We start from the raw sequence: 25,921 nt of genomic DNA, 5'->3' as shown, positions 1-25,921 counted from the left end.
CATGGTCACGAGCGGAGCGTACGGCCCGGACGCGGTGCTGGACCGGATCGTCGAGGACGCGGCGTCGGTCGCGCGGCTGCAGGCGTCGATACTGGAAGGGATGGCCGAGTTCCGCGCGTTGCGGGGCGGGAGCCGGGATGTGGCCGTCGAACTGGCGTTGGTGCTGGCGATGACGGAACGGTCCGTGGAGCGGCAACTCGATCTCGCTGACGCGCTGGTGACCCGCCTGCCGCGGACGTTGGCGGCGTTGCGACGTGGGGAGATTGACGCGGACAAGGCGTCGAAGGTGCACGAGCCCACCGCGTGCCTGACCGACGAACAAGCCCGCGAGGTGGACGCCCGGATGGCTGCCAGGCTGGTGGGCAAGAACCCGCCGAACCTGCGCGCCGCCGTGCACCGGCAGGTCCACCGGGTCGACCCCGAAGGTGCTGCTGAGCGGGCCCAGCGCCGCCGCGCCGAAACGCCGCGTCGAGCTGATCCACGGCGAGGACGGCATGGCCACCCTGGTCGCCGACCTGCCGGTGGAGGTGGCCAGCAGCATCTACGCCCGCCTCGACCACACCGCGCGCAAACTCCGCAGCGCCGGAGAAACCCGCACCCTGGACCAGCTACGCGCCGACATCCTCACCGACACCCTGCTGTCCGGAACCGGACTCCCGCCGGGGCCGAAAGCCGACATCCACGTCTACGTCGACCTCACCACCCTGGCCGGGCTCAACACCGAACCCGCCGAGCTGGCCGGGCACGGCCCCATCCCCGCCTGGCTCGCCCACCAGATCGCCCACCAACCGGGCAGCACGTGGCGGCGCATCATCACCGACCCCGCCACCGGCGCGCCCGTCGACGCCGGCCGGCAACGCTACCGGCCCCCGGCCGTGACGGATGATTTCGTGCGGGTGCGGGACCGCGAGTGCCGCCACCCGGGTTGCCGCCGTCCGGCACAGTTCGGCGACCTCGACCACGCCCACCCCCACGCCCAACACGGCACCACCAATGCCACCAACCTGGTCGGCTACTGCCGCCGCCACCACCGCACCAAACACACCCCCACCTGGCACCACCACTTGTGCCCCCACACCGGACAACTCACCCTCACCACCCCCACCGGAGCGACCTTCACCAGCAACCCCGAACCCCTCCACGAACCCCGCACCACCTGACCACCCCGCGAGACCCCTGTTCCGGCGCGCGACGTCCGCCCTCAGCACCGCGAGTTCTGCGTTCAGGACCGCGAAAGCTGCACTCAGGATCGCGAAAGCTGCGCCCACGGGCGCGAGTGCCACGCTCGGCACCGCGAATGCTGCGCTCCCGGACGCGCGTGCCGCGTCCGGCGCGGCGACCGCGGCGCCCGGGACCGCGAACATCGCGGTCCCATCCCCGCGCCGCACCGGCCCGCCGAGCCCGGACCCGCCGGGCCCGGGCTTGTCCGAAGACCACCGAGCCCGCGCCGGCACCGTCCGCCTTTCCCGGGTCTTCCACCGGGACGTCCCGTGCCACCGGCACCTCCGCGCCGCCTCACCGCTGCGCCAGCCCGCACCCGCCCCCGCCTCGACGCGCTCGGCCGGACCTGTTCACCGCACCGGCGCAGGAACGGCAACACTCCAGCCGCCGCAAGCCCCGCTCCTGGTGACGCCCCCACCTACCGGACGTCGCGATGCCCGTGTACCCGGACAGCTCGTGTCGAATCCACCCGGGCCGGACCGTCCACAGGCAACAGTCCATCCCCGCACCGGCGCCGCGGACCGGGCGCCGGTACGAGTCGGCACGTACTTCTACCGCACCGGGATCGGGCAACCACCCGACCGGGAACGGACACCTCGTCAGCCGGGTCTCACCCCGACGTCACAGCGCCAGCGGCAGACGCGCCTGCTCCACGAGGCCCTCTGGCCGGGCGCATTCGAGGATCGCCTCGGCGCGGCGTCCCGCGAGCTCCAGGGTCAGCACGGCGTTCCCGAAATGCGGGCCGGTGGTACGCGACCACTCCACCTCGGGTGGTTCGACCCCGGCCCACCGGGACCACCGTCGGGCGAGCCGCTCCGCCACGGACCACCAGCCGGCGCGCAGCACGCCCCGCAGGTACCACGGGACCTTGTTGTGCAGCGGGGAGCACGTCAACTGGAACACCGCCGAGGTGAGCCGCCACGGGAACCGCGCACCGGCGACGTAGCTGTGGTGCACGTCCCCGGAGAGCACGGACACCGTCGCGGGCGCGTCCCTGGACTGTCCGATACGGACGATGAGGCGGGAGAGCCGGTCGAACGAGTCGCGGAACGCCGCCCAGTGCTCCAGGTCCGCGGCCTGCCGGATCCACTCGGCGAACCTGCCCCGCCTGCCGGGACGCGTGCAGGCGCGCTCGTTGGCCGACTCCAGATGCGAGAAGGCGGGCGGCAGCAGCCACGGCAGTGACGAGCCGATGAGCAGGTGGTCGTGGTCGCCGACCGCGTTGTCCTCGACCCAGCGGAACTCGTCCTCGTCCAGCATCGAACGGCGGCCGCCGCCGAGGATCCGCCCCGCCCTGCTGTCGATCACCAGCAGGCGGACCCGCCCGAACTGGCGGCGGTAGCTCCACCGGACGTCCTTCCTGCCGTCCAGCTCGTGGTCGGCCCGGTCGGCGAGCTCCCGCAGCACCTCCGCCCGGTCGCCGGGCCCGCCGAGGACGTCGGCCACCGTGGGGTCGTCGGCGAGCTCGGCCGGGCCCAGGTTGCCCAGGTGCTGGTACACCCAGTACGACATGAACGCCGCGCGCAGCCGCCCCTCCCACCACGGCTGCCGCCGCATGCGCTCGCGCCACGCCTCGGAGGTGTTCCAGTCGTCGCGCACGTCGTGGTCGTCGAAGATCATCGACACGGGGAGCGTCGAGATCAGCCAGCGCATCGCCGGGTCGCCCCAGGTCTCGCGGTAGAGGTGCGCGTACTCCTCGAAGTCCGTCACCTCGCTGCCCGGCGCCCGGCGCAGGTCCCGCCGCCCCGCGAGCCAGCGCCGCGTGGCCACGGTGGTCTCGTCGGCGTACACCTGGTCACCGAGCAGCAGCAGCGCCTGCGGCCAGGTGTCCTCCGGCTGCCGGGCCATCCGCTCCGCGTAGGCCTCCAGCGCGTCGGAGCCGAGCGCGCCGAACCCGTTCGGCTGGCGGCACGAGCCGCACAGAAGCCGGAACAGCGCACCGCCCGCGGTGGGCAGCGTGCGGATCCGGCTGGCCGGGAACCGCGAGTCCGGCTCCGGCCACACGGCCCGCCCGTCGAGGCGCACCGTGTACGGCAGGCTCGCCGCCGGTTCCAGTCCGGTCAGCACCACCAGCGCGTAGTGGTGGCCGCTCACCTCGAACGTCGGTGCGCGGGCACCGGCGGTGCCCGCCTCGACCGCCACCTCGCACGGCGCGCTCGTCTCGACCCAGACGGTCGCCGAGGTCGCGTCGACGTGCCGCAGCAGCGGTCCCAGTACAAGCTCGGCCTGGCTCACGCCGGGCAGGCTAACCACGCCGCCTGGCCGCCGCAGCGCGACGCGCGACCGGGTGCCCCGGCGTTGCGGCATCCGGCGTCCGGCGTTGCGGTGGACGGCCCCGTCCAGTGACCGGAGCGTGGTCAGCCGGGCACAGCCCCGAGCACGGAGAACAGGCGCCCACAGAACCCCGCCCACAACCGCGACACCACCCACCCCAGCAGCCCCAACAACACCGGCAAACCCCAACCAGACACGACCACGAGCACCGAAAACAGACACCCACAGAACCCCGCCCACAACCGCGACACCACCCACCCCGACAGCCCCAACAACACCGGCAAACGTCAGCCGGGCACGGCCGCGAGCACCGAGAACGGGCGCTCGTAGAGCTCCGCGAGCAGGCCCGTGCAGGCGGCCATCGCCTGGACGTGCGGGCCGAACCGGGTCCGCTCCACGATGCCCGGCCGCGGCAGCGCCGTGGTCGCCTCGTAGGCCCGCACCAGGTCCCCGAAGTACTCGGGCGCGTCGGTGATGGCCTGCCCGCCGAGCACGACCAGGTCCGGGTTGACGATGTCACGCAGCAGCCCCACCGCGCGGCCGAGCGCCGCCGCCCGCTGCCCGAGCAGGCGGTGCGCGCCGGGGTCGCCCGCGCGCGCCGCGGCGTACAGGGCGCCGATGCCGGGTTCGGCGAGCACGCCCTCCCGCACGGCGTCCGCGACCAGCCGGTCCTCGGCGACCGTCACCTCGAGGCACCCGGTCCGGCCACACGGGCAGGGCACGTCCCCGCCGACCGGGAGGTGCGCGATCGTGCCGACCTCTCCCGGGCCGCGGTGCAGCCTGCCGTGCGCGGCGAAAGCCGCGCCGACCACCTGGCGCGCGTAGAAGTAGAGCGCGCTGTCCGCCCGGCCCGCCGAGCCGAACAGCAGCTCGGCGGAGGCCATCGCGGGCACGTGGGCGCCGAGATGCACGGGGAGACCGGTGGCCCGCCGCAGCACCTCCCTGGCCGGCACACCCGACCAGCCGATCCGGTCGTGGTCCAGCGTCCCCCACTCCTGGTCGACGCGGCCACCGGTGACCAGGCCGACGCCGATGATCGTGCGATCCGGGCGGCGCGCGCACAACGCGAGCACGCGCTCGGCCAGCTGTTCGAGCACGTCGGCCGCCGGGGCCGTGGGAACGTGCTCGCTGTCCAGCAGCCTGCCCCGCACATCCGTCAGCGCGTACGTCGTGGTGCTCACCCCGATGTGCACCCCGCAGGCGGCCACCACGCCGGTGTCCAGGTCAACGGGCACCGTCGGCCTGCCGAGCCCGCCGTTGCGGGCGGCGTCCGGGAGCTCCCGCAGCAGCCGGTGGTCGATGAGCACGCCCACCTGGCGGCTCACCGTCGGCATGCTCAGCCCGGTGCGGCGCGCGATCTCCGCCCTCGCCAGCGGCCCGTCCACCCGGACCGCGCTCAGGACGGCCGCGGCGTTGGACTCCCGCACCCCCGCGGAGGCCGCACCCGTTCGCGCCACAGAACCCTCACCCTCGCCGTGGGCGCGTTCCACGCCCGAAGGGAAACGATACGAGACGCTCCCTCCGGAACGGCACCAGGCGCCGCGTCCGATGTCCCTTTCCGCCCGGAAATCCGGTCCCGTTATGTTTCGCTCGGAAAGAAAGTCGCGCACCCGTGGACCAGCCCCGATGCGCCTGCCAGCATCGATTCCGGACCCGGCCGGACCACGTCCCCGTTCGGCTGCCCCGAATCCGAGGTAGGAATGCGCACGCTCCTGTTGTTCGGCATTGCCGGCTTTCTCGCCCAGCTCGTCGACGGCTCGCTGGGCATGGCGTTCGGCGTGACCGCCACGACGACGCTGGTCGCCGTCGGCACCGCCCCCGCGGTCGCCTCGGCCGCGGTGCACCTGGCCGAGGTGGGCACGTCGCTGGCGTCCGGTCTCGCGCACTGGCGGTTCCGCAACGTGGACTGGCGCACGGTGGGGATCCTGGCACTGCCGGGCGCCACCGGCGCCGTACTCGGCGCCTACGTGCTGACCTCGCTGTCCACCGAATCCGCCTCGTTCTGGATCGCGACCGTCCTGCTGCTGCTCGGCCTCTACGTGCTGGTGCGGTTCGCCTTCCTCCGGCTGGGCAGGCTCGTCACGACGAAGCGGCCCGGCGCCCGGCTGCTCGGCCCGCTCGGCCTCGTGGCCGGCTTCCTGGACGCCAGCGGCGGTGGTGGCTGGGGCCCGGTCGCGACCACGACCCTGCTCTCGTCGGGCAGGCTCGAGCCACGCAAGGTGGTCGGCTCGGTCGACACGTCGGAGCTCGTCGTGGCGGTGGCGGCCAGCGCCGGATTCCTCTTCGCACTGTCCGAAGAGGAGCAACTGAACTACACGGTCGTCCTCGGGCTGATGATCGGTGGCGTGCTCGCCGCCCCGGTGGCGGCCTGGCTGGTGCGCAAGCTCCCGCCGCGGGTCCTCGGCGCGGGCGCGGGCGGCCTGATCGTGCTCACCAACGCCCGCACGCTGCTGTCGGCCGCGGACGCGGGTGCCGCCGTCACCGCGGCGGCCCTGGTGGCGGTCTGCGCGCTGTGGGCCACCGGGCTGGCCGCCGCCGTCCGGTCCGTCCGCGAGGAGCGGCGGGTCAACGCCCTCGCCGGCGAGTCGGACGCACCGGAGCTGAGCTCCACAAAGGACGTCCACGTACGGTAGCGAGAGGTCACGGACCGCGACCATTCACTGAAATGGCGGTACCACCCTCTGCCAGAGAGTGATCACAGCCCGTGTCCAACGTCACTCCCAAAGTGGTACCTGCGGTATCTCGACCTGCGTAACCTCGGCAAGCGTGCTCAGCCGAGGGCACGAGTGACCAGTGTCCGCAAGACCACGGAGCGACTGTGAACGGCGCCGACGTTACTCTGTCCGATTACACGAGTCAGCAGCTTCGGAACCTCTGCCGAGAGGCCGGGTTCACGGACACGGACACCCCCGCCGAACTGCTACGGGAACTGCTCGGCGCGGCGGGCGGGCGACCGCTGTCCGCCGGGCCGCTCTGGCCGTCGGATGTCGCCGACGACGCCACGCCCGTCGAGTTCTCGTTCGCGTTCGACGACGGCGGTGACCGCGCCATCCGGGTTCTCGGCGAGACGATCGCCGAGCGGCCCGGCCCGGACGCCAACGTGGCGGCCGCGCGGCGCTTCCTCCACACCGTGACCGAACGCTACGGCTGCACCGCCGACCGGTTCGAGGCGGTGCAGGACCTGTTCCTGCCCGAACGGCCGCGCGGGAAGTTCGCCCTCTGGTTCTCCCTGATCTTCCGGCCGGGGGCGGCGCCCCGCGTCAAGGTGTACTTCAACCCGGACGTGCGCGGGCCGGAGCGGGCGCGCGAGCTGGTCGCCGAGGGGCTGCGCAGGCTCGGCATGGACAACGCCTACGACATCGTCCTGGCGCACGCCCTGAGCCGGGGAGACCGGGACCGGTTCTCGTTCTTCGCACTCGACCTCGACGACGACCCGCTGTCCCGGGTCAAGCTGTACGTCTCCCACGCGGCGGCCTCGGTGCCGGACGTCGAGCGGGCGGCCGCCGCCGTCAGCGGGATCGACCGGTCCGAGATCGGCCGCTTCTGCGCGCTCGTCGGCGGAAGCTCCGGGCCGTTCGCCGGGCGCCCGCTGATCTCCAGCTACTCCCTGGTCGAGGCCGACCCCGACCGCCCTGGCAACTACAGCCTCTACCTCCCCGTCCGCGACTACGTGCCCGACGACGAGACGGCGCGCTCGCGCATCCGGTCGTTCCTGGCGGAACACGGACTCGACCCGGCCGATCTCGACCGGGCGCTCGGCGCGGTGTCCGGCCGCCCGCTGCGGGACGGGCGCGGGCTCCTCGCGCACGTGTCCCTCCGGCTCGGTGGATTCGGCTCCGGCACGACGGTCTACCTTTCCTCCGAGGCCTACGACGTCACGCCCCCGCGGCGCGGGACGGCCCGGCCGGTGCCCGTACCGCTCGCGGACGCTCCCCTCGGCGGTTGACGACAGAAAGCAGGTGCGCCGTGAAGTCCTTCCCTCCGTACCGGATCCAGGTCGTCCGGGAGATCCCGATCACCACCCGGCAGGAGCGGGAAGAAGTGCTCGCCGGCGCCGCCTACAACATGTTCGACGTGCCGGCGAACAAGGTGACGATCGACCTGCTCACCGACTCCGGCACGGGCGCGGTGTCGGCGGCGCAGGAGGCCGCGGCGGCGGGCGCGGACCGCTCGTACGCGGGTTCCGACTCCTACTTCCGCTTCCGCGAGGTGGTCGCCGAGCTGACCGGGCAACCGCACATCCTGCCGGTCCACCAGGGCCGCGCCGCCGAGCGGGTCCTGTTCGGCTCGGCGCTGGGCCCCGGCCGGATCTCGCTGTCCAACACCCATTTCGACACCACGCGCGCCAACGTGGAGCTGACCGGCGCCGAGGCCCGCGACCTGCCCTGCCCCGAGGCGGCCGACCTGGACAGCACGGACCCGTTCAAGGGCAACATCGACCTCGACGCGCTGGAGCGGACCCTCACCGGTCCGGACGGCGGGCGTGTCGGCCAGGTGCTCGTCACGATCACCAACAACGGCGGCGGCGGGCAACCGGTGTCGATGGCCAACCTGCGGGCGGTGCGCCGGCTCTGCGACCGGCACGGTGTCCCGTTCTTCCTCGACGCCGCGCGGTTCGCCGAGAACGCGTGGCTGGTCACCCAGCGCGAGCCCGGCTACGGGGGGCATGCGCCCCGCGAGGTCGCGCAGGAGGCGTTCCGGCTCGCCGACGGGTGCGTCACCAGCCTCAAGAAGGACGGCATCGCTCCGATGGGCGCGTTCATCGCGCTGCGCGACGCCGGGCTCGCCCAGCGCTGCGAGGCCAACCTCATCGCCACCGAGGGTTTCCGCACCTACGGCGGGCTGGCCGGACACGACCTGGAACGCGTGGCGCAGGGCCTGCGGGAGGTGCTCGACCCGCACTACCTGCGCGCCCGCACGGCGGAGACGGCGCACCTCGCCGACCTGATCAACGAGGCAGGGGTGGACATCGTGCGCCCCGCGGGCATCCACGCGCTCTACCTCAACGCGGGCAGGCTGCTGCCGCACATTCCGCCGCGCGGCTTCCCCGGCCACGCGCTCGCCTGCGAGCTGTACCTGGCGGGCGGCATCCGCTGTGCCGAGCTGGGCTCGCTCTACCTCGGCCGGTTCGACGACGCGCACGAACTCGTCGCGCCGGCGCCGTTCGAGCTGGTGCGGCTGGCGATCCCGCGCCGCACCTACACCGAGAGCCATCTCGAGTACGTCGCGGACGTGCTCTCGTCGATCGCGAAGAACCCGGAGCGCGTGCCCGAGTACCGGGTGGTCGACGCGCCACCCGTGCTGCGGCACTTCAACCTCCGCATGCGGCAGGTGCCCCGCGACCGGTGACGAGCGCGGCACTCTCGCACCGAGAACGCGGCACTCGCGCGCCGGAGCGCAGAACTCGCGGCGCGCGCGAGTTCTGCGCTCGGGGCGGCGAGTGCTGCGCTCAGCCCGCCGAGGAGACCATGCCTGCCGGCTTCGGCAGCTTGCTCATCGCGTAACGGACGAGCTTGATCAGCGCCAGCTTGCTCGACTCCCGCTGCCGTGCGTCGAAGAACAGCACCGGCACGTGCGGGGCGATCACCAGCGCCCGGCGGATCTCCTCCTCGTCGTACTGGTCGGCGCCGTCGAAGCAGTTGACCGCGACGATGAACGGAATCTTGCGCCGCTCGAAGAAGTCGATCGCGGCGAAGCTGCTGTCCAGCCGCCGCGTGTCCACCAGCACGACGGTGCCGATCGCGCCCCTCGCCAGCTCGTCCCACATGTACCAGAAGCGGTCCTGGCCCGGCGTGCCGAACAGGTACAGCACGGTGTGCGGGGAGATGGTGATGCGCCCGAAGTCCAGCGCCACCGTGGTCGTCGTCTTGCGCTCGACCCCGGTGATGTCGTCCACGCCGTCGCTGGCCTGGGTCATCAGCTCTTCGGTGGACAGCGGCGAGATCTCGCTGACCGAGCCCACCATGGTCGTCTTGCCCGCGCCGAAGCCGCCGGCCACGACGATCTTGACCGGCGTCGGGATCACGTTCTCGGACGTGCCGGCGTCATAGTTTGTGGAGACCATCGAGTACCGCCTGAAGTAGTTCGTAGTCCGGGGCCTGCTCGGGCTGCGTGGGCGAACGGACGATCACGTCGCCGCGCTCGATGAGATCACCGCACAACACCTTCACCACGGCGATCGGAATCTTGATGTAGACGCCGAGCTCCGCCACCGAGAAGGGGCGCTTGCACAACTGCAGGATCGCCAGGTGCTCCGGCGTGAGCCCGACCGGGTCCTGTGTGGACGGGATCGCCATCACCTGCGTGGCCAGGTCCAGCTCGAACTCCGAGTCGGGAATCCGGCCACGGGTGATCGCGTAAGGCCGCACCAGCGGCCCCGCCGCCTCGTCGTACCATTCGTCCTCGTCCATCACGTTCCCTCGGCCACCGAGCCCGCCGCCTCCCGCGGGGCCGCCGACATGTAGTCACCCACCCGCTTGACCAGGCGGCTCATCTCGTAGGCGATCATCTCGACGTCGACGGTCTCCTCCGCCAGGACCGCGAGGCACGCCCCCTGGCCCGCCGCCGAGACGAACAGGTAGCCCTCCGCCATCTCGATGAGGGTCTGCAGGACCGGGCCCCGCGCGAAATGCTTGCTGACCCCCTTCGCCAGGCTCTGCAGGCTGGACGCCATCGCCGACAGCTGGTCGGAGTCGTCCTTCGCCAGCGCGGCGGACTTCCCCATGAGCAGGCCGTCGGCGGAGAGCACGACCGCGTGCTGGGCGCCGACCACACGGTCCACCATGTCGTCAAGCAGCCAGTTGAGGTCGGTCTTGGAGTTCCCGTTCTCGTTCATTGGTGAGATCCGATTCCCCTATCGATCAGTGGTTGCTCGTCTGGTCTTCTGGACCGTCGGCGTCTCGCCCTCTGCGGGTGCCCTTGTGGAACGCCGAGAGCGTGCTGCGAGTCCTGCCGGTGAAGGCTTCGATGTCAGCCGGGTCCCCCTCGGGGTCGTCCCGCAGCTGCGCCACGAGGTTCTGCTGGGGTTGCCGTTGCGGCAACGGCGCGCGCCGCCGGGGGCGCGCGGGGAGCTCGGAACTGTCGGGCTGGGCGGCCGGGATGGTGGGCGCCGGGATGACCCGGGTGTCCTCCTCCTGCCGCCGCGCTTCACTTTCGCTGCTCATCACCGTTCTCGACGCGATCGGCTCCGCACGGGACTCGACGACGGTCTGCGTGGACCGCCCGCCGTTCCCGTCACTCGCGCCGACGGGTTCCGCGGGCCGCTCCGGCTCACCGGTCGCCTGCACGCCACCGGCACCGTCGACGTCGTCGTCGCCGACCTCACGTGCGAGGTTCTCGGTCGGGATCAGCACGGTGGCGCGGGTGCCACCGTAGCGCGAGGAGTCGAACATGACCTTGACCCCGAGCCGCGCGGCGAGCCGCGCGACCACGAACAGGCCGAGGCTGGAGTCGGCCCGCAGCGCCATCGCGTCGAACTCCGGCGGCTCCGCCATCATCTTGTTCGCCCACTCCTGGACCTCGTCGCTCATCCCGAGGCCCTGGTCGGCGACGTCGACGACGACCCCGCGTGCCACCAGCGTGCTGGTCATGTGGACCGGCGATCCCGGAGGGGAGAACGACGTGGCGTTGTCGACGAGCTCGGCGACGAGGTGGATCGTGTCGGCCACGGCGGAGCCGACGATCGCGATCTTCGGCACGTTCTCCACCTCGACGCGGGAGAAGTGCTCGGTCTCCGACACCGCGGCCCGCAGCACGTCCATCAGCCAGACGGGCTTGCGCCAGCGCCGGCCGGGCTGTTTGCCGCCGAGGATGATCAGGTTCTCGGTGGTGCGGCGCGCCCGCGTCGCGAGGTGGTCCAGCTGGTAGAGACCCTCCAGCTGGTTCGGGTTCTCCTCGCGGCTCTCCATCCGGTCGAGGATCTGCAGCTGCCGGTGGACCAGGCCCTGGTTGCGGTGGGCGATGCCGAGGAAGACGTTGTTGACACCGCTGCGGGCCTTCGCCTCGCTGACGGCGGCGGACACCGCCGTGTGCTGGGCGATGTTGAACGCCTCGGCCACCTGCCCGATCTCGTCCCGGCCGTGGTCCAGCCTGGGCAGCTCGGCCTTGAGGTCGACGGACTCGCCACCTTTCAGCCTGCTCACGATGCTCGGCAGGCGCGTCCGGGCGAGTTCCAGCGAGTCGTTGCGCAACCGCTCGAGCCGGGTCATCAGGGTGCGGTCGACCAATGTCCGCGACACCCGGACGGCGACGATGATCGACGCGATCGCGGCGAGCAGCGCCAGCGCGCTGCCGATGACGACCGTGCGCAGGTTGTCGTTGCCGTCGGCCAGCGCCTGGGACGAGGCGCGGTCGGCCTGTTCGACGGTGAGGTTGGTCAGCTCCGTCGAGACGTGGCTGGTCAGCTCACGCCACTGCGTCTCGTTCACCACCGCGCCGACCCCCGGGTCGGGCAGCGACCCGGGGCCCGACGTGATGAGCGCGTCCTCGGCCGCACTGAGGCGCTTCCACGCGTCGCTCGCGGTGATCTCCTGGTAGTGCTCGCCCACCTCGGGGCGCATGAACGGGGCGAGCTTCGTCAGCGCGGCCCGGTAGGACCCGACGAGCTGGGCGAACCGCAGATGGTCCTGAGTGGAGAAACCGTCCTGCGCGTAGGCGCTCGACGCCAGCGACGCGGCCCGCGACATCTGGTCCGCCGCGCGGAAGATCTCGGTGGCGGCGATGCCGCCCTGCGTGGCGGTGACGTCGGGGACCATGCGCGCCTGGGCGTCGAACAGCCCCGCCGCGGTGTCGATCAGCTGGTTGTAGAAGTCGTTGACCTGCCCGGGCGAGATCGTCCTGAGGTTGATCTCCGCCCGGATCACGGGCAGCCGGTCCAGCCGGCTCTCCAGGTCGTTCATCCGGTCGGCGATCTCGGCGGGCACCAGTTCCTTGACCGGCGCCATCGCGCTCCGGAGTTCGGTCAGCGACCGGTCGATCTCCTGCTGCTGGGCCTGGAGATCCCGCAGGCCGACCTGCGGCCGTTCCAGGTAGACGAGGCTCAGCTGCCGCTCCTGCTGGATCGAACCCAGTGCCGTGACCGCGGGAATGGACACGTCCTGGACGCTGGAGGCGACGGTCCTGACGTACACGGCCTCGATGACGAAATACGCGGACACGCCCGTCCACATGGCGAGCAGCGCGATACTCGGTATCAGCACCGTCCCGGTCAGGCGTTTCCGGATCGACTTGTGATGTCCTTCGCCGGACTGCTTCTCTTTTTTCACGACGCTCCACCCGGGGCATGGCCGGTCACGAGGTCCGAACCATCGGCCCGGAGCGCACGCGATGCGATCGCGGAGGTGCGCCACCCACCCACCGGGGCTCGACGGTCACCCTGCGTAACGGTCACAGTCACCGACCACTCGTATTCGGACACTCTGCAGGGTGCAGATGATGGCGCATCCGGATTTCCCGCCGACCGCGGCCCCTCCTTCGCGGGGCCCGGGAAACCGCTCAACCGCCGGGAACTGCGAAAATCACCGGGCGGCCGCCGGCAGCTCCGTCTCCGGCCGCACCGGCCAGGCGAACGGGTCGGGTCCGAGCTCGCCGAGCGCGGACACCTGGAGCGCGCACCACGGTGAGACGGACTCGGGATCGTCTCGCACCTCGGCGACGAACTCGTGCCACGGCACCCATCGCGCATCGTCCACCTCGGCCGGGTTCGGCCGCAGCGGGCGCGGCGCGCGGACCGTGGCCCGGTAGACCGGGCAGACCTCGTTCTCCCGCGTGCCGTCCGGCATCGTCGCCTGGTAGCGGAAGGCGGGCAGCACGAGCTCGATCCGGTCGGCGGCCACGCCCAGCTCGTCGTCGAGCCGCCGGGCCACCGCCTCGTCGACCGGCTCGCCCGGCCCCGGGTGCCCGCAGCAGGAGTTGGTCCGCACCCCGGGCCAGGTGCGCTTGCTCCGCGCCCGCCAGCTGACGAGGAAACGTCCCCGCTCGTCGAACAGGTAGCAGGAGAAGGCCAGGTGCAGTGGGGTGTCACTGTGGTGCACCTCGGCCTTCGGCGCGTAGCCGACGGCCTCGTGGTTCTCCCCGCACAGCACGACGTACTCGACGCCGGGGTCGAGCGCTGGCGTCATGTTCCCGACCACCTTCCCTGTCGTCCGCCGGACGATCATCGACGGTGCCGCCCGTTCCTGGCAAGGCCGGTGAGCTACCCCATAGCGCTCCCCGGCTCCTCCTCCGGCGGCCCTCCGATGTCCACTGAGGACATCTGGACCAGTCCCGAGCCCACGACCAGCAACGACAGCCCGGCCACGCGGGCCGTGGTGAGCGGGCGGCGCGGCAGCAGGAACAGGCCGCGCCCATCGATCGCCGCCGACGCGAGCTGCTGGCCCGTCACGGTGAGCGCGACGGTCGTCGCCGCGCCGATCACGGGGATCAGCAGGAACGTCGCCGTCACGTACGCCGCGGCGCAACCCGCGCCGGCCCAGCCCCACCACGGCATGTCCGCCAGCGGGCGGACCGCGGGCCTCGGCGTCCGGCCCGCCACGAGCAGGGCGAGCGACAGCACGAGGATGGCCGCCGTCGCGACCGTGAAGCTGGTCAGCGCGACGGCGAACGGCTCGCGCAGCGTGCGCAGCAGGGCGGCGTTCACCGCGCCCTGCACGGGCAGCGCGGCACCGGCGGCGACACCGAGGACGATCCAGGCCGCCCGTGGGCGGCCGCCGCCCGCCACGGCGCCGTGCGTGCCCGCCCGCTGCCCGCGCAGGACGACCGTGATCCCGGCCAGCACGGCGAGGGCACCGAGCCCGGCGCCGACCGTCAGCCCGCGCCGGGGAACGCCGATCGGGCCGAACAGGTCGAGCGCCAGCGACGCCGCCAGCTGGCCGGTGACGAACAGCCCGACCGAGGACACCGCGCCGAGCCGGGGGAACAGCAGGATCGCGCTGGTGATGTAGAGCGGGCTGGCGAGCCCGCCGAGCAGCTGCCACGCCGGGACGTCCGCGAGCGCGGGCAGCGACCCGGTGGCGCCTGCCGCCACGGCGAGGCCGCCGAGCAGCGCGGCGGCGAGGCCGAGCTGGAGGGTGGCCGCCGCGTAGGGCGTGCCGACGGCCCCGGTGAGCCGCACGTTCGCCGAAGCCTGGACGGCGAGCAGGCCGCCGACCAGCAGGGCGGCGAGCAGGAACACGGAGTGCATGACGGACCTCCCCCATAAGCGGACACTGTGACCGTTTCACCGTAGCGACATCCGGACATGGTGTCCACTTTCTGCGGAGCGGGCTAGCATGAGGCCATGGCGACGGCGCGTACTCCCGCGGAGCTACCGGTCCTCGGCGACACCCCGGCCGGACGCGGGCCGCTGCCCCGCGAGCGGGCGGACGCGGCCCGCAACCGGGCGCGCGTGCTCGCGGCGGCGGAGCGGGTGTTCGCCAGAGGTGACGCGCGCCAGGTCACGATGGACGAGATCGCCCGCGAGGCCGGGGTGGGCAGGGCGACGCTCTACCGCCGCTACCCGGATCCGGCGTCGATCGCGACGGCGCTGCTCGACGAGCACGAGCGGCGGCTGCAGGACCGGGTGCTGCGCGGCCCCGCGCCGCTGGGGCCGGGCGCGGCACCCGGCGAGCGCCTCGCCGCCTTCTACGCCGCCATGGTGGAGCTACTGGAGCGGCACCTGCATCTCGTGCTGGGCGCGGAGACCGGCCGGGCCCGGTTCGCGGCGGGAGCCTACGGCTTCTGGCGCGCCCACGTCCGCGCGCTGCTGGCCGACGCGGGCACCGCCGATCCGGAGGTGCTCGTGGACAGCCTGCTCGCGCCGCTCGCCCCGGAGGTGTACCGGCACCAGCGGCACGATCTCGGCTTCCCGCCCGAGCGTATCGCCGCCGGGCTCGGCGGGCTCGCCAGGCGGGTCCTCGTCAGCGGCGTCAGCGGCTTCAGCGGAGAATGCCCACCGCCCACATCAGCGTGAGCAGCCCCATCCAGATCACCAGCGCGACGAGCACGCGCAGCCACAACTGTTTCAGTGCCATCACGACCCGCCGAGGTTGTCGACGACGAGCAGGACCGAGAGGAAGCCGAAGAACAGGAACGACACCGCCAGCACCGCCAGCCGGACCCCGCCGATCTTGAGTGGCGCCGGCAGCGCCTTGCGGTTGAGCATCATCAACAGTCCGGAGTAGATGAACATCTGCACGCCGGCGATCGACGACGAGATCACGACGAGCAGGAACGGCTGGTCCACACCGGACAGCAGGATCACCGAGCCCACGACGATCATCAGCCAGACGAACGCCGCATAGATCTTGCTCTCCGACCAGAACGAGCTGTCCTTGAGTGCGTTGATCTTGAGCTGGTCCGCGACCAGCCGGCACGTGTAGTCGATGATCCCGAGGTTGGTGGAGAACAGCGCCACGGTCGCCGCCGCCCAGAACGCGGTGCCGAACCACGGCGCCACGGTGTCCTGCAGCGCCTGCCCCTCCGTCTGCAGGAACGCGAGGTCCTGCTGTTCCACCTGGCCGACCGGCAGCGTCGAGTAGGCGAGCACCGACAGGATCACCAGGGAGACCACGCCGAGGAGGAAGAACGTGATGAACTGCTCCCAGTTCGCGACCCGCCACCAGCCGCGCCACCGGCGCATGTTGTCCTCGTCGGTCGGGAACACGTAGCCCAGGGACGGCCGCGCCTCCTCCTGCCCGGTGAGCGGCGAGACGATCCGCGGGATGCGCAGGCCCATGCCCATCCCCTTGTCGCGGATGTAGTTGCTCTGCACGAGGTTGTTCGCGCCGCCCGCGCCGGCGAACGCGAGCGCGCCGAGGAGCAGCGCGATGCTCAGGTCGTCGTGGCCGATCGGGAAGCCGATGTCACCGACGCCCTCGGTCACCAGGGCGCTCCACGCGTCGGTCGTCGTGGCCAGGGGAATGGCGACGATGACGAACAGCATGATCAGCGCGACGAGCAGGCCCTGGATCTTCTCGACCACCTGGTAGACCACCGGGGACAGGGTGAGCGTGATGCCGATGGCCACCAGCGCGGCGATCGTCACCGGCACGATCGGCGCGTCGTCACCGAGCCCGAGCGCGAACGAGAACGTGGTGGACGCGCCCGTCGCCCAGCCCGGCCAGAAGTTCTGCAGCAGGGCGAAGACGATGAACAACCACCACCACGGCTTCCACAACCGCGCGAAGCCGGTGATCGCGGTCTCGCCCGTGGCGAGGGTGTAGCGCTCGATCTCCATGTTCAGGAAGAACTGGATGGCGAAGCCGACGATCGCGGCCCAGATGAAGACGAACCCGATCTGGGAGGTGATGTACGGCCAGAGGATCATCTCCCCCGACCCGATCGCCGTCGCCAGGATGATCACGCTCGCGCCGGTGACCTTGCGCAGCGGCACCGGGTTGGGCAGATCTCGGAATTCCGGAGCCGGCAGGTGCTTGCTCGGCAGTGTCGGCTGGTCTCGCTTCGGGCCACTGGCTTTGGTCATATGGCTGCCCTCACCTCACCGCGAGCGAATGAGTCCTACCCGGCGCGCAGGCGTGCCGTCAGAGAGTGACGCACATCACCCGATGGTGTCAAATGATGAACAGCCGTGCACTGTCCGGCAAGCGACCGTCATGCCTGGTGCCCTCGCAGGAACGCCGGATGCAACAGGGTCGCCGTTCCCCGCCGGTACAGCTCCGCCGGCCGTCCGCCGTTGCGCGTCGTCTTCCGGCCGGTCGGCACCAGGAAGTCCTTGGCTCCGGTCACCTTGCGATGGAAGTTGCGGGGATCGATGATCTCGCCCCACACGATCTCGTATACCTCCCGCAACTCGGCGACGGTGAACTCCTCGTCGCAGAACGCCGTCGCCAGCGTCGTGTACTCGATCTTGCTCCGCGCTCGCTCCACCGCGTCGAGGACGATGCCGTGGTGGTCGAACGCCAGTGGCAGCCGGCCCTCGAGCACCTCAGCGACGGGAACCCACGACGCCGCCGAGGCGTCCCCACCGGCGACCGGATCCGGCAGGTTCGGAACCAACGCCAGGTAGCACACGGTGACGACGCGCATCCGGGGGTCCCGCCGGGGCGCCCCGTAGGTCCGCAACTGTTCCAAGTGGAACCGGTCGGCGTCCAAACCGGTCTCCTCCGCGAGTTCCCTGCGTGCCGAGACGTCGATGTCCTCCTCGACGGAGGACAGGAACCCACCCGGCAGCGCGCGCATTCCGGCGAACGGCTCGATCGCGCGCCAGACAAGGAGGATGTGCAACGCCCCGGAGCGCACGGTCAGGATCGCGACGTCCACGCTCACCGCGACCTCGGGGATCTTCCAGTTCCTCTCATCGTTCACCGGGCCATCCTGACCTGCCGCCCGCACGTCCGAGGGGGCCACCCTCGGACGTGCCATTAATCGTCATCTTGACGAGAAGATACCGCGTCGGTAACGTCAGCGCTCGCCATGGCACGGCGCGGGATCCGAGCGCCGCTCACGTCGACCGCCCACCGACTCGCATCACGCGACGCCAAACCAGCGACCACACCGGTCGCGAGTCGCCCTGTCCTGGGAGATGAACGGATGATTGTCGTGCTCACCGCACTGGAAGTCGAACACCGCGCGGTCCTCGACCGAATCGACGACGTCGAGGGTCACGAACACCGCTCCGGAACGCATTTCGACATCGGAAGAACGAAGGACGAGGCACGGACCGAGATCGCGCTCGCCTTCTCCGGAATGGGCAACCTGCCGGCCGCCACCCTGGCGGAACGCTCGGTGAACGAGTTCCGCCCGAGCGCGCTCATGTTCGTGGGCGTCGCGGGAGCCCTCCGTCCGTGGCTGCACCTGGGAGACGTCGTCGTCGCGACCCGGATCTACGCCTATCACGGCGGGCGCAGCGACGACACCGGCTTCCGCAGCAGGCCGCGGTCGTGGGACCTCACCCACACCTGTGACCAGCGGGCGAGGGTCCTCGCCAGGACCGCGCGCTGGCGGCACGAGTTCATCTCGCTCGACGGGCACGGCGAACCCGACATCCTGTTCGGTCCAGTCGCGGCCGGGGACGTCGTGCTGGACTCCGCGGCGTCTCCGACGGCGGCGCTCCTCCGCGACCGCTACAACGACGCGGTGGCCATCGAGATGGAAAGCGCCGGTCTCGCGAGCGCGGGCCACCTCAACGACTCGGTTCCGACGATCACCGTGCGCGGCATCAGCGACCACGCAGACGGCGAGAAGGAGCGCGGGGACAGTGCCGGCTGGCAACAGGTCGCCGCCCACAACGCCGCCCGCTTCGCGCTCGCCCTAGCCGGTGAACTCGACTCCCCTCGGGATCCCGCCCGGCCCGCGCCGGACCCGGACGGTCCCCGGCACGGAACGGGTACCGCCGTCAACCGGGCCGGCGACCACACGACCATCGGCCAGCAGAACGGCGTCAACTACGGGGTGTTCACCATGCACGTCGGGCAAGTCGGTGAGCACAGGTGACCGGGGACGGCGAGTGGCGGGCGGACACACCCCAGCCTGCCGGGGAGCCCGAGCGCTCCGGAGCGGAGGGGCCGACGACGGTCGGCCAGCAGAACGAGATCAACTACGGCGAGACGACGATCCACCTGTCGAACCACTACTCCTACCGCGATGACGACCCGCCGGAACGGAAGTTCGAAATCGCCCTGCACTTCCTGTGCGGTGGATCGCCGCGCATGGCGGAACGCATCCTCGACGAGGTGAGCCGGTCGGGATACGGACCCACCCGGTTCCGCTACTACCACGCGCTCGCCGTCCTGGGCGGGCGCTCGCTCAACGAGATCGACGACGTGGTCGCGGAGAAGGTCGACTACGCGACCCGGATACCGGACGGGACCGAGGAAGACGAGTGGACCGCCTCGGCGCTCGTCATTCGCCGCATCGTGGGCGCGGCGTGGTACCAGGACGGGGCGGCCACACGGGACCCGGCCTTGGCGAACGAGATCCTCGGCCGCATCGGCACGCTCCCACCGGAGCGGCGGACGGAGCTCCATCGCCATCTCGACATGCTGCTCAGCGGGGTGACCGAGAACGACCTCGGCACCGACCGGCTGCGGGCGCTCGACTCGGAGCGCAGGCGGAACTCACGGGCGTACCGGGCATGGAAGTTCTTCGAGCCCGACCCGGCAGCCCCGCGACGCCGGCGCACCGAGCCCTACCGGCCGGGCTGGCCGGAGGTGCCGCACACCGCGTCCGGCCTCGTCCTGCTCGTCGCCGGGGTGCTCGCCGGCGGCTGGGCCGCCACCGGCGCACGCAACCCGGCCCTGCTCCTGCTCACCGTGCTGGCACTGCTCGCGGGGATCGCCACCGCAACCAGGTACGACACGGTCCTGCGCACCCGCGCCATGACGCTACGGCGCAAGGAGAAGGAACATCAGGGAGCCGCGGCCGACCTGCCTGCCCAGCCCGGCCACTGGGTGACGTCGGAGTTCACGACACGCGTCGCCCGGCTCGTGGAGGACGAGTTCGCCAGGGCGGCACCGCCGTCGGACCCGAACTGGGAACGCACCACGAGCGGGATCCGCAAACGACTGGCGTTCATCGTCGCGGACCTCTACGGGAACTCCCGGGTCGAGCCCGGGCAGCTGCGCTGGCTGGTGCGGTTCCACGCGCGCGGAACGAGGGAGGCGTTGCAAGACGGCTCCCTGCGAAGCCACCGCGCCGACCTCGCGCCGCCGCTGCGGGAGCGGGTCGGTGTCGCCGCCGGCCGGTGCCTCGCCGTCGCGGCGGCGGTCACCATGGTGCCGATGGGCGGCGCCGTGGCAGCGCCCCTGCTGCTCATCGGTGGCGTGCTGGGCGCGCACAGTCTGGCCTCGATCGTCGCCGCGCGACAGGACGGCATCGCCGCCCAGGCGGAGGCCGACGCCGTGCTGCGCGACGAACAGGCCGAGTACGACCGGTGGCGGGGCGTGCTGGCGGACCGGCCCAGCGACGACGAGATGGGTGAGTGGCTCGACCGGGACAAGACCTACGTCCTCGCGGCGGCGGTGCGGGACTGCGGGCTCGCCTACCGGGATCTCCTGAGTCACGTCGTGCTGACCCAGGCCAGCGGCGGGGCGAACCGGGCGAGGGTGAGTGGCGGACCACTGAGATACTCCTCCTACCACGTCATCGTCTTCCTCCTCACGAAGAACGGCGTCCGGCAGGTCCGCTTCCGGCTGGACTTCCTCCACGCCACCCTCTGGAGCCAGGAGCGCACGGCGTTCCGCTACCAGGTGCTCGTGGCCGCGACGATCAGCCGGAGCGGGAACCGCTACCAGCCGGCTCACGCCGCGACGGCCGACCATCTCGTGGCCAAGGCCCCCTCGCTGGGTTTGCGGTTCGTCGACGGGACCTCCCTGACGATCCGGCCGGACACGGCACGCGAGGATCCGGCGGGCTCGCCGTGGAACGCGCCGGACACCGCAGAGGAACTCGCGTTGGAGAACTCCGGCATCACGGCCGCGCTGCGGATCCTGGAGACGGTCGCGGCCGAGGGCGGCGACTGGACCGCACGGGAGCAGCAGCGGAGGCAGCGCAGGATGCGGCGCTGGCTGTCCGACTCCGCAGGCGACTCGACCCGTCCGCGCCGAACACGACCGCCTGGGGCGGAAGGCGTCCACCCTCTGCCGGTGCGCGTCGGAGCACCGGACGACGCGCCGCCGTCGTGACGCCTTCGTCCCCGCATAACAGGCGCCGGGACCGGGTATGCCGGGGGCATGGTGCGCGAGTTCGACGACGACGAGGTACGGAGCGCGGGGCCCTCGGTGGTGTGGCAGGGCCCCGGGGAGGCGCCGGCGGTGCTCGTGCTCGACCCCGCGGGCGAGGCGAAGCACAACGAGCTGCCCGCCACGTGGCGGGACCTCGCCGAGCACCTGCGCGTCGGCTGGTGCAGGCTGCCCGCCGAGGTGGGTGACGAGCCGTCCGTCGAGGACATCCTCGGCGGCCTGCGGCAGCGGGCCCACCTGGTCGCGTCCGGTACCGCGGCCGAGCTGGCGCTGCGGCTCGCGCTCGAGCACAGCGACGTCGTGCGCAGCGTGATCGCCGTCGACCCGAGCCCGTCCGGGCCCTCCGCGCCGCGGGTGAACGACTTCTCGTCGTCGGCGGTCTGGTGGGACGACACCACCGCCGCGCGCCGCAAGAAGCTGCTCTCGCGCGGGATCCGCGTGGAGTGCTTCGTCCACCGGGACAGCGACCCGGCCGTCCGGGTGGAGCCGCCCGTTCCGCTCGGCCATCCCGATGTGGTCGGCCGCGTCGTGCAGACCCTGCTGTCGTTCCAGGGCGACCGCGCCGACCCGGAACCGGTCGAGCCGGAACGTCGGGAGATCGCCGAGGCCTGGCGGGCCGTGCGCGAGCGGTTCGGGCCCCCGCTGGAGCGGGCCCGGCGCTCGGGCGGCGGCAGCGCCTGAGCGGTCACGCCGCCAGCCGCAGCGCCAGCGCCGCCACGGCCAGGACCAGGAAGGCACCCGGATACCGCAGGTCGCCATAGCACCGGGCGCGGACGACCGTCCCGACGGCACCGACGAAGTAGCCGAGCAGCGCGGCCGCCGCCGCGATCCCGATCGGCGGGTACGCCAGCCCGGCGAGCAGGCCGGCCGCGCCCGCCGCCTTCGCGGCGCCGAGCGGATGGATCCACCGGTGCGGGATCCCGTACCGCGTCATGTTGGCGAGGATCCACTCCGCACGGACGAAGTCGGCGACAGCGGCCGCGACGTTGGCCGCGGCGGCGACGACCACCACCACGACGTAAGCGGTGAACACCCGGAACACTCCCTTCCAGCTCCGGCCCAGGGCAGGCCCGATCAACGGTTCCACCCTCACCGAGTGCGCACTCGACGTCCAATACCAGCGGCTATAACCTGATGGAATGGATGTGGACACGCGGCTTGTGCGGTCCTTCCTCGCGGTCGCGGACGACGGCAGCCTGACGCGTGCCGCGCAGCGCCTCTTCGTGTCGCAGCCCGCGCTGACCAAGCAGATCCGGTCGCTCGAGGCGCAGCTCGGCGTCCGCCTGTTCACCCGCTCGCGCGCCGGGATGATCCTCACCGAGGCGGGACACGCGCTGGCGGAGCGGGCACCGGAGCTGCTGGCCGCGTGCGACCGCGCACTGCGGGAGGCGAAGAGCGCGGCCAGCCGGGCGGCGCGGGTGCTGCGCGTCGGGTTCCTCGCCAGTGCCGCGAACGAGGCGACACAGGAGATCATCGCCCGGTTCGGCCGGGTCCGGCCGGAATGGCGGGTGGAGATGCGGCAGGCGGCGTGGTCGGACCCGACAGCGGGGCTGGCCGGTGGCGAGGTCGACGCGGCACTGCTGCGGCTGCCCTTCCCCGGGCAGGAGTCCCTGCGCGTGGAGGTCCTGCTCACCGAGCCGCGGTGGGTCGCCGTGCCCACCACGCATCCGCTGGCGGCACGGGACGGCATCGACTTCCGCGACCTGTGGGACGAGCCGTTCGTCGCCGCACCGCCGGAGACGGGAGCGTGGCGCGACTTCTGGCTCGCCACCGACGAACGGGAGGGCCACCCGCCCCGCATCGGCGCGACCACCGACCAGCCCGACGACTGGCTCCAGGCCATCGCCAACGGCTACGGCATCGCCCTCGCCCCCGCCTCGGCGGCGCGCTTCTACTCCCGGCCCGGTGTCACCTACCGTCCCGTCACCGGGGTGAGTCCCACCCGGGTCGCCGTCGCGTGGCCGCCCGCGGCCGACGGCAACCCCGCCGTGCGGGACTTCGTGCGCTGCTGCCGCGCGGTGCGCGACGCGGTCCCACCCGCTGGACGCCCTTGCGGCCCCGCCGCGGACCACTAGACTCGCCCGCGCTGGTGGTTCACCCCTCCCGGCCACGGGGCGGGGTGAGGCAAGAGGGAACCCGGTGTGAGTCCGGGACTGCCCCGCAGCGGTGAGCGGGAACGACCGCCGTCATCGAGCACTGGGCGCACACGCGCCCGGGAAGCGACGGCCAGTAGGTCCACCGGAGACCCGGTGGGTGCCCGCGAGTCCGAAGACCTGCCGCCGGCCCGCGCACCGCCGGTGCGCGGACGTCCGGCGCCTCGCGGGAAGGCGCACGCGGACGCGCCCACCGGGCGGGCCGGTCGTGCCCGCCCGCCGCGCTTCTCGTGTGCCGACCGCGATGTGCGCCGGACGCCACGCCGTCAGCTCGCGAGGAGAGAGCCTGATGACCGCAGCCACGCCCCCGATCGGATCCACCGTTCTCGGATATCCCCGGATCGGCCCGGACCGCGAACTGAAGCGCGCACTGGAACGCTACTGGGACGGGCGCCTCGACCAGGCGGGCCTGGCCCGGGTGGCCGAGGACCTGCGCACCCGCACCTGGACCGAGCTGGCCGGCTCCGGCCTCGACTCGGTGCCGGGCAACACGTTCTCGCTCTACGACCACGTACTGGACACCGCGGTGTTGTTCGACGCCGTCCCGCCCCGGTTCCGCGAGCTTGGACTGTCTGCTGTGGACAGTTACTTCGCCATGGCACGCGGGCACGGGAAGACCGCACCGCTGGAGCTGACGAAGTGGTTCGACACCAACTACCACTACCTCGTGCCCGAGCTCGGTCCCGGCACCCGGTTCCGCCTCGCCGGGGACAAGCCGGTCACCGAGTACCGGGAGGCCGCCGCGCTCGGCATCGAGACCCGCCCCGTCCTGCCCGGCCCCGTCACGTTCCTCCTGCTGGCCAAGCCGGAGCCGGGCGCACCGGCCGGGTTCACCCTGCTCGACCTGCTGGACGACCTGCTGGACGGCTACGCCGAGCTGCTCGCGCGGCTGGCCGCGGCCGGTGCGGCCTGGGTGCAGCTGGACGAGCCCGCCTTCGCCGCCGACCGCACCGAAGCCGAACTGGCCGCGCTGCGCCGCGCGTACGACCGGCTCGGCGCCCTCCCGGAGCGTCCCCGCCTGCTCGTCGCCGGATACTTCGGCGACCTCGGTCCCGCCCTGCCCGTGCTGGCGGAGACGCCGGTCGACGGCGTCGCGCTCGACCTCGTCGCAGGCGGGCCCGCCGCGGGCGCCGCCGTCCACTCGCTCCCCGGGCTGCGCGGCAAGACCGTGGTCGCCGGGGTGGTGGACGGCCGCAACGTGTGGCGCACCGACCTGGAGGCGGCCGCGTCGGCCTGCGCCAGCCTGCTCGGCTCGGTCGGCTCGCTCGGGGTGTCCACCTCGTGTTCCCTGCTGCACGTGCCCTACGACCTGGACGCCGAGACCGGCCTCGCCCCGGCGTTGCGCGACCGGCTGGCGTTCGCCCGGCAGAAGATCGCCGAGGTGGTGCTGCTCGGCCGCGCCCTCACCGACGACTCCCCCGCCCACTCCGCCGCGATCCGTGAGGCGACCGGGCGGGCACGCCGCGCGGGCTCGGCCCGCTCCCGGGACGACCGGGTGCGGGCGCGCCTGGCCGCGCTGCGCCCCGAACACCGTCGCCGCGCGCCGGCCGCCGAACGCGCCGCGGCCCAGCGCGAGCGGCTCGGCCTGCCCGCGCTGGCGACCAGCACGATCGGCTCGTTCCCGCAGACCAGTGAGGTGCGCAGGGCACGGGCCGACCTGCGCGCGGGCCGGATCGACGAGGCCGGCTACGCCGAGCGGATGCGCGCGGAGATCCGGCGCGTGGTCGCGGTGCAGGAGGAGGCCGGGCTGGACGTGCTCGTGCACGGCGAGCCGGAGCGCAACGACATGGTGCAGTTCTTCGCCGAGCGGCTCGACGGCTGCACCGCCACCGAGCACGGCTGGGTGCAGTCCTACGGCTCCCGCTGCGTCCGGCCACCGATCCTGCACGACGACGTGTCCCGGCCCGCGCCGATGACCCTGGACTGGACCACCTTCGCGCAGTCGCTGACCAGCAGGCCGGTCAAGGGCATGCTCACCGGCCCGGTCACCATCCTCGCCTGGTCCTTCGTCCGCGACGACCAGCCCATGGCCACCACGGCCGACCAGGTGGCGCTGGCGCTGCGGGACGAGATCCGCGACCTGACGGCCGCGGGCATCCGCGTGGTGCAGGTCGACGAGCCCGCGCTGCGGGAGCTGCTGCCGCTGCGGGCGGAACACCGCAAGTCCTATGTGGACTGGGCGACCGGCGCGTTCCGTCTCGCCACCGGAGCGGCGCCCGCCACGGTGCAGATCCACACCCACCTGTGCTACTCGGAGTTCGCCGACGTGCTCGACGCGATCGACGGCCTCGACGCGGACGTCACCACGATCGAGGCGGCCCGCTCCCGCATGGAGGTGGTCGGCGACCTGGACGCCGCCGGGTTCGCCCGCGACGTCGGACCCGGCGTCTACGACATCCACTCCCCCGCCGTGCCCACAGTGGACGAGCTGGTACGGCTGCTCGAGGCCGCGGTCGCGGCGATGCCCGCGGAGCGGCTGTGGGTCAACCCCGACTGCGGGCTGAAGACCCGCCGGTACGCGGAGGTGGAGCCCGCGCTGCGCAACATGGTGACCGCCGCCCGCACGGTGCGGCGGCGCCTCGGCGTGGCGTGACCCGG

Annotated in this window: 21 protein-coding genes, 1 pseudogene and 1 riboswitch; of the genes and pseudogenes, 11 read left to right on the top strand and 11 right to left on the bottom strand. The window is 72.3% G+C overall.

What is annotated here, in order from left to right:
* Window position 1 precedes the first annotated feature (1 nt).
* Together B0I33_RS30645 and B0I33_RS00625 are read left to right on the top strand one after the other, a co-directional pair.
* A pseudogene (locus B0I33_RS30645) lies at window positions 2-394 on the top strand (DUF222 domain-containing protein); the annotation flags it as partial.
* Window positions 395-425: 31 nt separating this feature from the next.
* Window positions 426-1,160, top strand: coding sequence for an HNH endonuclease (locus B0I33_RS00625; protein WP_281259330.1), 735 nt, complete (start codon window positions 426-428; stop codon window positions 1,158-1,160).
* A gap of 682 nt (window positions 1,161-1,842) precedes the next feature.
* Here B0I33_RS00625 and B0I33_RS00620 read toward each other — a convergent pair.
* Both B0I33_RS00620 and B0I33_RS00610 read right to left on the bottom strand, forming a co-directional pair.
* The gene (locus tag B0I33_RS00620; RefSeq protein WP_245900374.1) at window positions 1,843-3,456 is read right to left on the bottom strand and encodes an alkaline phosphatase D family protein; all 1,614 of its coding nucleotides are present in this window, start codon (window positions 3,454-3,456) and stop codon (window positions 1,843-1,845) included.
* Between the two features lie 326 nt (window positions 3,457-3,782).
* Complete coding sequence (locus B0I33_RS00610) at window positions 3,783-4,952, bottom strand: ROK family transcriptional regulator (protein WP_181193128.1); 1,170 nt, start codon at window positions 4,950-4,952, stop codon at window positions 3,783-3,785.
* Window positions 4,953-5,195: 243 nt separating this feature from the next.
* Here B0I33_RS00610 and B0I33_RS00605 point away from each other — a divergent pair, with 243 nt between their 5' ends.
* The 3 genes from B0I33_RS00605 (at window position 5,196) to B0I33_RS00595 (ending at window position 8,844) form a co-directional block, all read left to right on the top strand.
* Window positions 5,196-6,128, top strand: a complete 933-nt coding sequence (locus B0I33_RS00605; protein WP_106176508.1) for a sulfite exporter TauE/SafE family protein — start codon at window positions 5,196-5,198, stop codon at window positions 6,126-6,128.
* A gap of 185 nt (window positions 6,129-6,313) precedes the next feature.
* Complete coding sequence (locus B0I33_RS00600) at window positions 6,314-7,441, top strand: tryptophan dimethylallyltransferase family protein (RefSeq protein WP_106176507.1); 1,128 nt, start codon at window positions 6,314-6,316, stop codon at window positions 7,439-7,441.
* Window positions 7,442-7,461: 20 nt separating this feature from the next.
* Complete coding sequence (locus tag B0I33_RS00595) at window positions 7,462-8,844, top strand: tryptophanase (protein WP_106176506.1); 1,383 nt, start codon at window positions 7,462-7,464, stop codon at window positions 8,842-8,844.
* A 100-nt stretch (window positions 8,845-8,944) separates the two neighbouring features.
* Here B0I33_RS00595 and B0I33_RS00590 read toward each other — a convergent pair whose 3' ends face one another.
* The 6 genes from B0I33_RS00590 to B0I33_RS00565 form a co-directional block, all read right to left on the bottom strand.
* Window positions 8,945-9,559, bottom strand: coding sequence for a GTP-binding protein (locus B0I33_RS00590; RefSeq protein ID WP_106176505.1), 615 nt, complete (start codon window positions 9,557-9,559; stop codon window positions 8,945-8,947).
* Window positions 9,540-9,905, bottom strand: coding sequence for a DUF742 domain-containing protein (locus B0I33_RS00585; protein WP_106176504.1), 366 nt, complete (start codon window positions 9,903-9,905; stop codon window positions 9,540-9,542). Before B0I33_RS00585 ends, B0I33_RS00590 begins: the two co-directional genes overlap by 20 nt.
* Window positions 9,905-10,330 (bottom strand): roadblock/LC7 domain-containing protein, encoded by a 426-nt coding sequence (locus B0I33_RS00580; protein ID WP_106176503.1) that lies wholly within the window; start codon window positions 10,328-10,330, stop codon window positions 9,905-9,907. The genes B0I33_RS00585 and B0I33_RS00580 overlap by 1 nt, the downstream gene beginning before the upstream one ends.
* A gap of 25 nt (window positions 10,331-10,355) precedes the next feature.
* Entirely contained in the window at window positions 10,356-12,758 is a 2,403-nt protein-coding gene (locus B0I33_RS00575) for a sensor histidine kinase (RefSeq protein ID WP_281259329.1), read from the bottom strand.
* A gap of 252 nt (window positions 12,759-13,010) precedes the next feature.
* Window positions 13,011-13,613, bottom strand: coding sequence for an isopentenyl-diphosphate Delta-isomerase (idi, locus tag B0I33_RS00570; RefSeq protein ID WP_106176966.1), 603 nt, complete (start codon window positions 13,611-13,613; stop codon window positions 13,011-13,013).
* A gap of 74 nt (window positions 13,614-13,687) precedes the next feature.
* On the bottom strand, window positions 13,688-14,674 hold the full coding sequence (locus B0I33_RS00565; protein WP_106176501.1) for a DMT family transporter: 987 nt from the start codon (window positions 14,672-14,674) through the stop codon (window positions 13,688-13,690).
* Between the two features lie 96 nt (window positions 14,675-14,770).
* Here B0I33_RS00565 and B0I33_RS00560 point away from each other — a divergent pair, with 96 nt between their 5' ends.
* Window positions 14,771-15,442: a TetR/AcrR family transcriptional regulator gene (locus B0I33_RS00560; RefSeq protein WP_106176500.1), complete on the top strand. Its 672-nt coding sequence runs from the start codon at window positions 14,771-14,773 to the stop codon at window positions 15,440-15,442.
* 60 nt (window positions 15,443-15,502) lie between these two features.
* Here B0I33_RS00560 and B0I33_RS00555 read toward each other — a convergent pair whose 3' ends face one another.
* Both B0I33_RS00555 and B0I33_RS00550 read right to left on the bottom strand, forming a co-directional pair.
* Complete coding sequence (locus tag B0I33_RS00555) at window positions 15,503-16,954, bottom strand: Nramp family divalent metal transporter (protein ID WP_106176499.1); 1,452 nt, start codon at window positions 16,952-16,954, stop codon at window positions 15,503-15,505.
* A gap of 128 nt (window positions 16,955-17,082) precedes the next feature.
* The gene (locus B0I33_RS00550; RefSeq protein ID WP_245900373.1) at window positions 17,083-17,796 is read right to left on the bottom strand and encodes an NUDIX hydrolase; all 714 of its coding nucleotides are present in this window, start codon (window positions 17,794-17,796) and stop codon (window positions 17,083-17,085) included.
* Window positions 17,797-18,021: 225 nt separating this feature from the next.
* Here B0I33_RS00550 and B0I33_RS00545 point away from each other — a divergent pair, with 225 nt between their 5' ends.
* From B0I33_RS00545 to B0I33_RS00535, 3 genes are read left to right on the top strand one after another with little or no spacing between them, the layout of a single operon-like run.
* A complete protein-coding gene (locus B0I33_RS00545; protein WP_106176497.1) occupies window positions 18,022-18,924 on the top strand; it encodes a 5'-methylthioadenosine/S-adenosylhomocysteine nucleosidase in 903 nt (300 codons plus the stop codon).
* Complete coding sequence (locus B0I33_RS00540; protein WP_106176496.1) at window positions 18,921-21,113, top strand: hypothetical protein; 2,193 nt, start codon at window positions 18,921-18,923, stop codon at window positions 21,111-21,113. The genes B0I33_RS00545 and B0I33_RS00540 overlap by 4 nt, the downstream gene beginning before the upstream one ends.
* A gap of 48 nt (window positions 21,114-21,161) precedes the next feature.
* Window positions 21,162-21,851 (top strand): hypothetical protein, encoded by a 690-nt coding sequence (locus B0I33_RS00535; RefSeq protein ID WP_245900372.1) that lies wholly within the window; start codon window positions 21,162-21,164, stop codon window positions 21,849-21,851.
* 4 nt (window positions 21,852-21,855) lie between these two features.
* Here B0I33_RS00535 and B0I33_RS00530 read toward each other — a convergent pair whose 3' ends face one another.
* Complete coding sequence (locus tag B0I33_RS00530) at window positions 21,856-22,203, bottom strand: DoxX family protein (RefSeq protein WP_106176964.1); 348 nt, start codon at window positions 22,201-22,203, stop codon at window positions 21,856-21,858.
* 106 nt (window positions 22,204-22,309) lie between these two features.
* Between B0I33_RS00530 and B0I33_RS00525 the strand changes: the two genes are divergently transcribed.
* Window positions 22,310-23,245 (top strand): LysR family transcriptional regulator, encoded by a 936-nt coding sequence (locus tag B0I33_RS00525; protein WP_106176495.1) that lies wholly within the window; start codon window positions 22,310-22,312, stop codon window positions 23,243-23,245.
* Window positions 23,244-23,465, top strand: a riboswitch (cobalamin riboswitch). (Overlaps the previous gene by 2 nt.)
* Before the next feature lie 147 nt (window positions 23,466-23,612).
* The gene (gene metE / locus B0I33_RS00520; RefSeq protein WP_106176494.1) at window positions 23,613-25,916 is read left to right on the top strand and encodes a 5-methyltetrahydropteroyltriglutamate--homocysteine S-methyltransferase; all 2,304 of its coding nucleotides are present in this window, start codon (window positions 23,613-23,615) and stop codon (window positions 25,914-25,916) included.
* The last annotated feature ends 5 nt before the right edge of the window (window positions 25,917-25,921 follow it).

Source organism: Prauserella shujinwangii (assembly GCF_003001955.1).
GTDB lineage: Bacteria > Actinomycetota > Actinomycetes > Mycobacteriales > Pseudonocardiaceae > Qaidamihabitans > Qaidamihabitans shujinwangii.
The sequence above is the reverse complement of the archived record's forward strand: the minus strand, read 5'-3'. Positions and strand labels throughout refer to the sequence as shown.

What these genes read in the sequence shown, in the direction of transcription:
- B0I33_RS00605 (WP_106176508.1), top strand. Translation starts at nt 5,196, where the DNA reads ATGCGCACGCTCCTGTTGTTCGGCATTGCCGGCTTTCTCGCCCAGCTC.
- B0I33_RS00590 (WP_106176505.1), bottom strand. Translation starts at nt 9,559, where the DNA reads ATGGTCTCCACAAACTATGACGCCGGCACGTCCGAGAACGTGATCCCG.
- B0I33_RS00585 (WP_106176504.1), bottom strand. Translation starts at nt 9,905, where the DNA reads ATGGACGAGGACGAATGGTACGACGAGGCGGCGGGGCCGCTGGTGCGG.
- B0I33_RS00580 (WP_106176503.1), bottom strand. Translation starts at nt 10,330, where the DNA reads ATGAACGAGAACGGGAACTCCAAGACCGACCTCAACTGGCTGCTTGAC.
- idi (WP_106176966.1), bottom strand. Translation starts at nt 13,613, where the DNA reads ATGACGCCAGCGCTCGACCCCGGCGTCGAGTACGTCGTGCTGTGCGGG.
- B0I33_RS00565 (WP_106176501.1), bottom strand. Translation starts at nt 14,674, where the DNA reads ATGCACTCCGTGTTCCTGCTCGCCGCCCTGCTGGTCGGCGGCCTGCTC.
- B0I33_RS00560 (WP_106176500.1), top strand. Translation starts at nt 14,771, where the DNA reads ATGGCGACGGCGCGTACTCCCGCGGAGCTACCGGTCCTCGGCGACACC.
- B0I33_RS00555 (WP_106176499.1), bottom strand. Translation starts at nt 16,954, where the DNA reads ATGACCAAAGCCAGTGGCCCGAAGCGAGACCAGCCGACACTGCCGAGC.
- B0I33_RS00545 (WP_106176497.1), top strand. Translation starts at nt 18,022, where the DNA reads ATGATTGTCGTGCTCACCGCACTGGAAGTCGAACACCGCGCGGTCCTC.
- B0I33_RS00535 (WP_245900372.1), top strand. Translation starts at nt 21,162, where the DNA reads ATGGTGCGCGAGTTCGACGACGACGAGGTACGGAGCGCGGGGCCCTCG.
- B0I33_RS00525 (WP_106176495.1), top strand. Translation starts at nt 22,310, where the DNA reads ATGGATGTGGACACGCGGCTTGTGCGGTCCTTCCTCGCGGTCGCGGAC.
- metE (WP_106176494.1), top strand. Translation starts at nt 23,613, where the DNA reads ATGACCGCAGCCACGCCCCCGATCGGATCCACCGTTCTCGGATATCCC.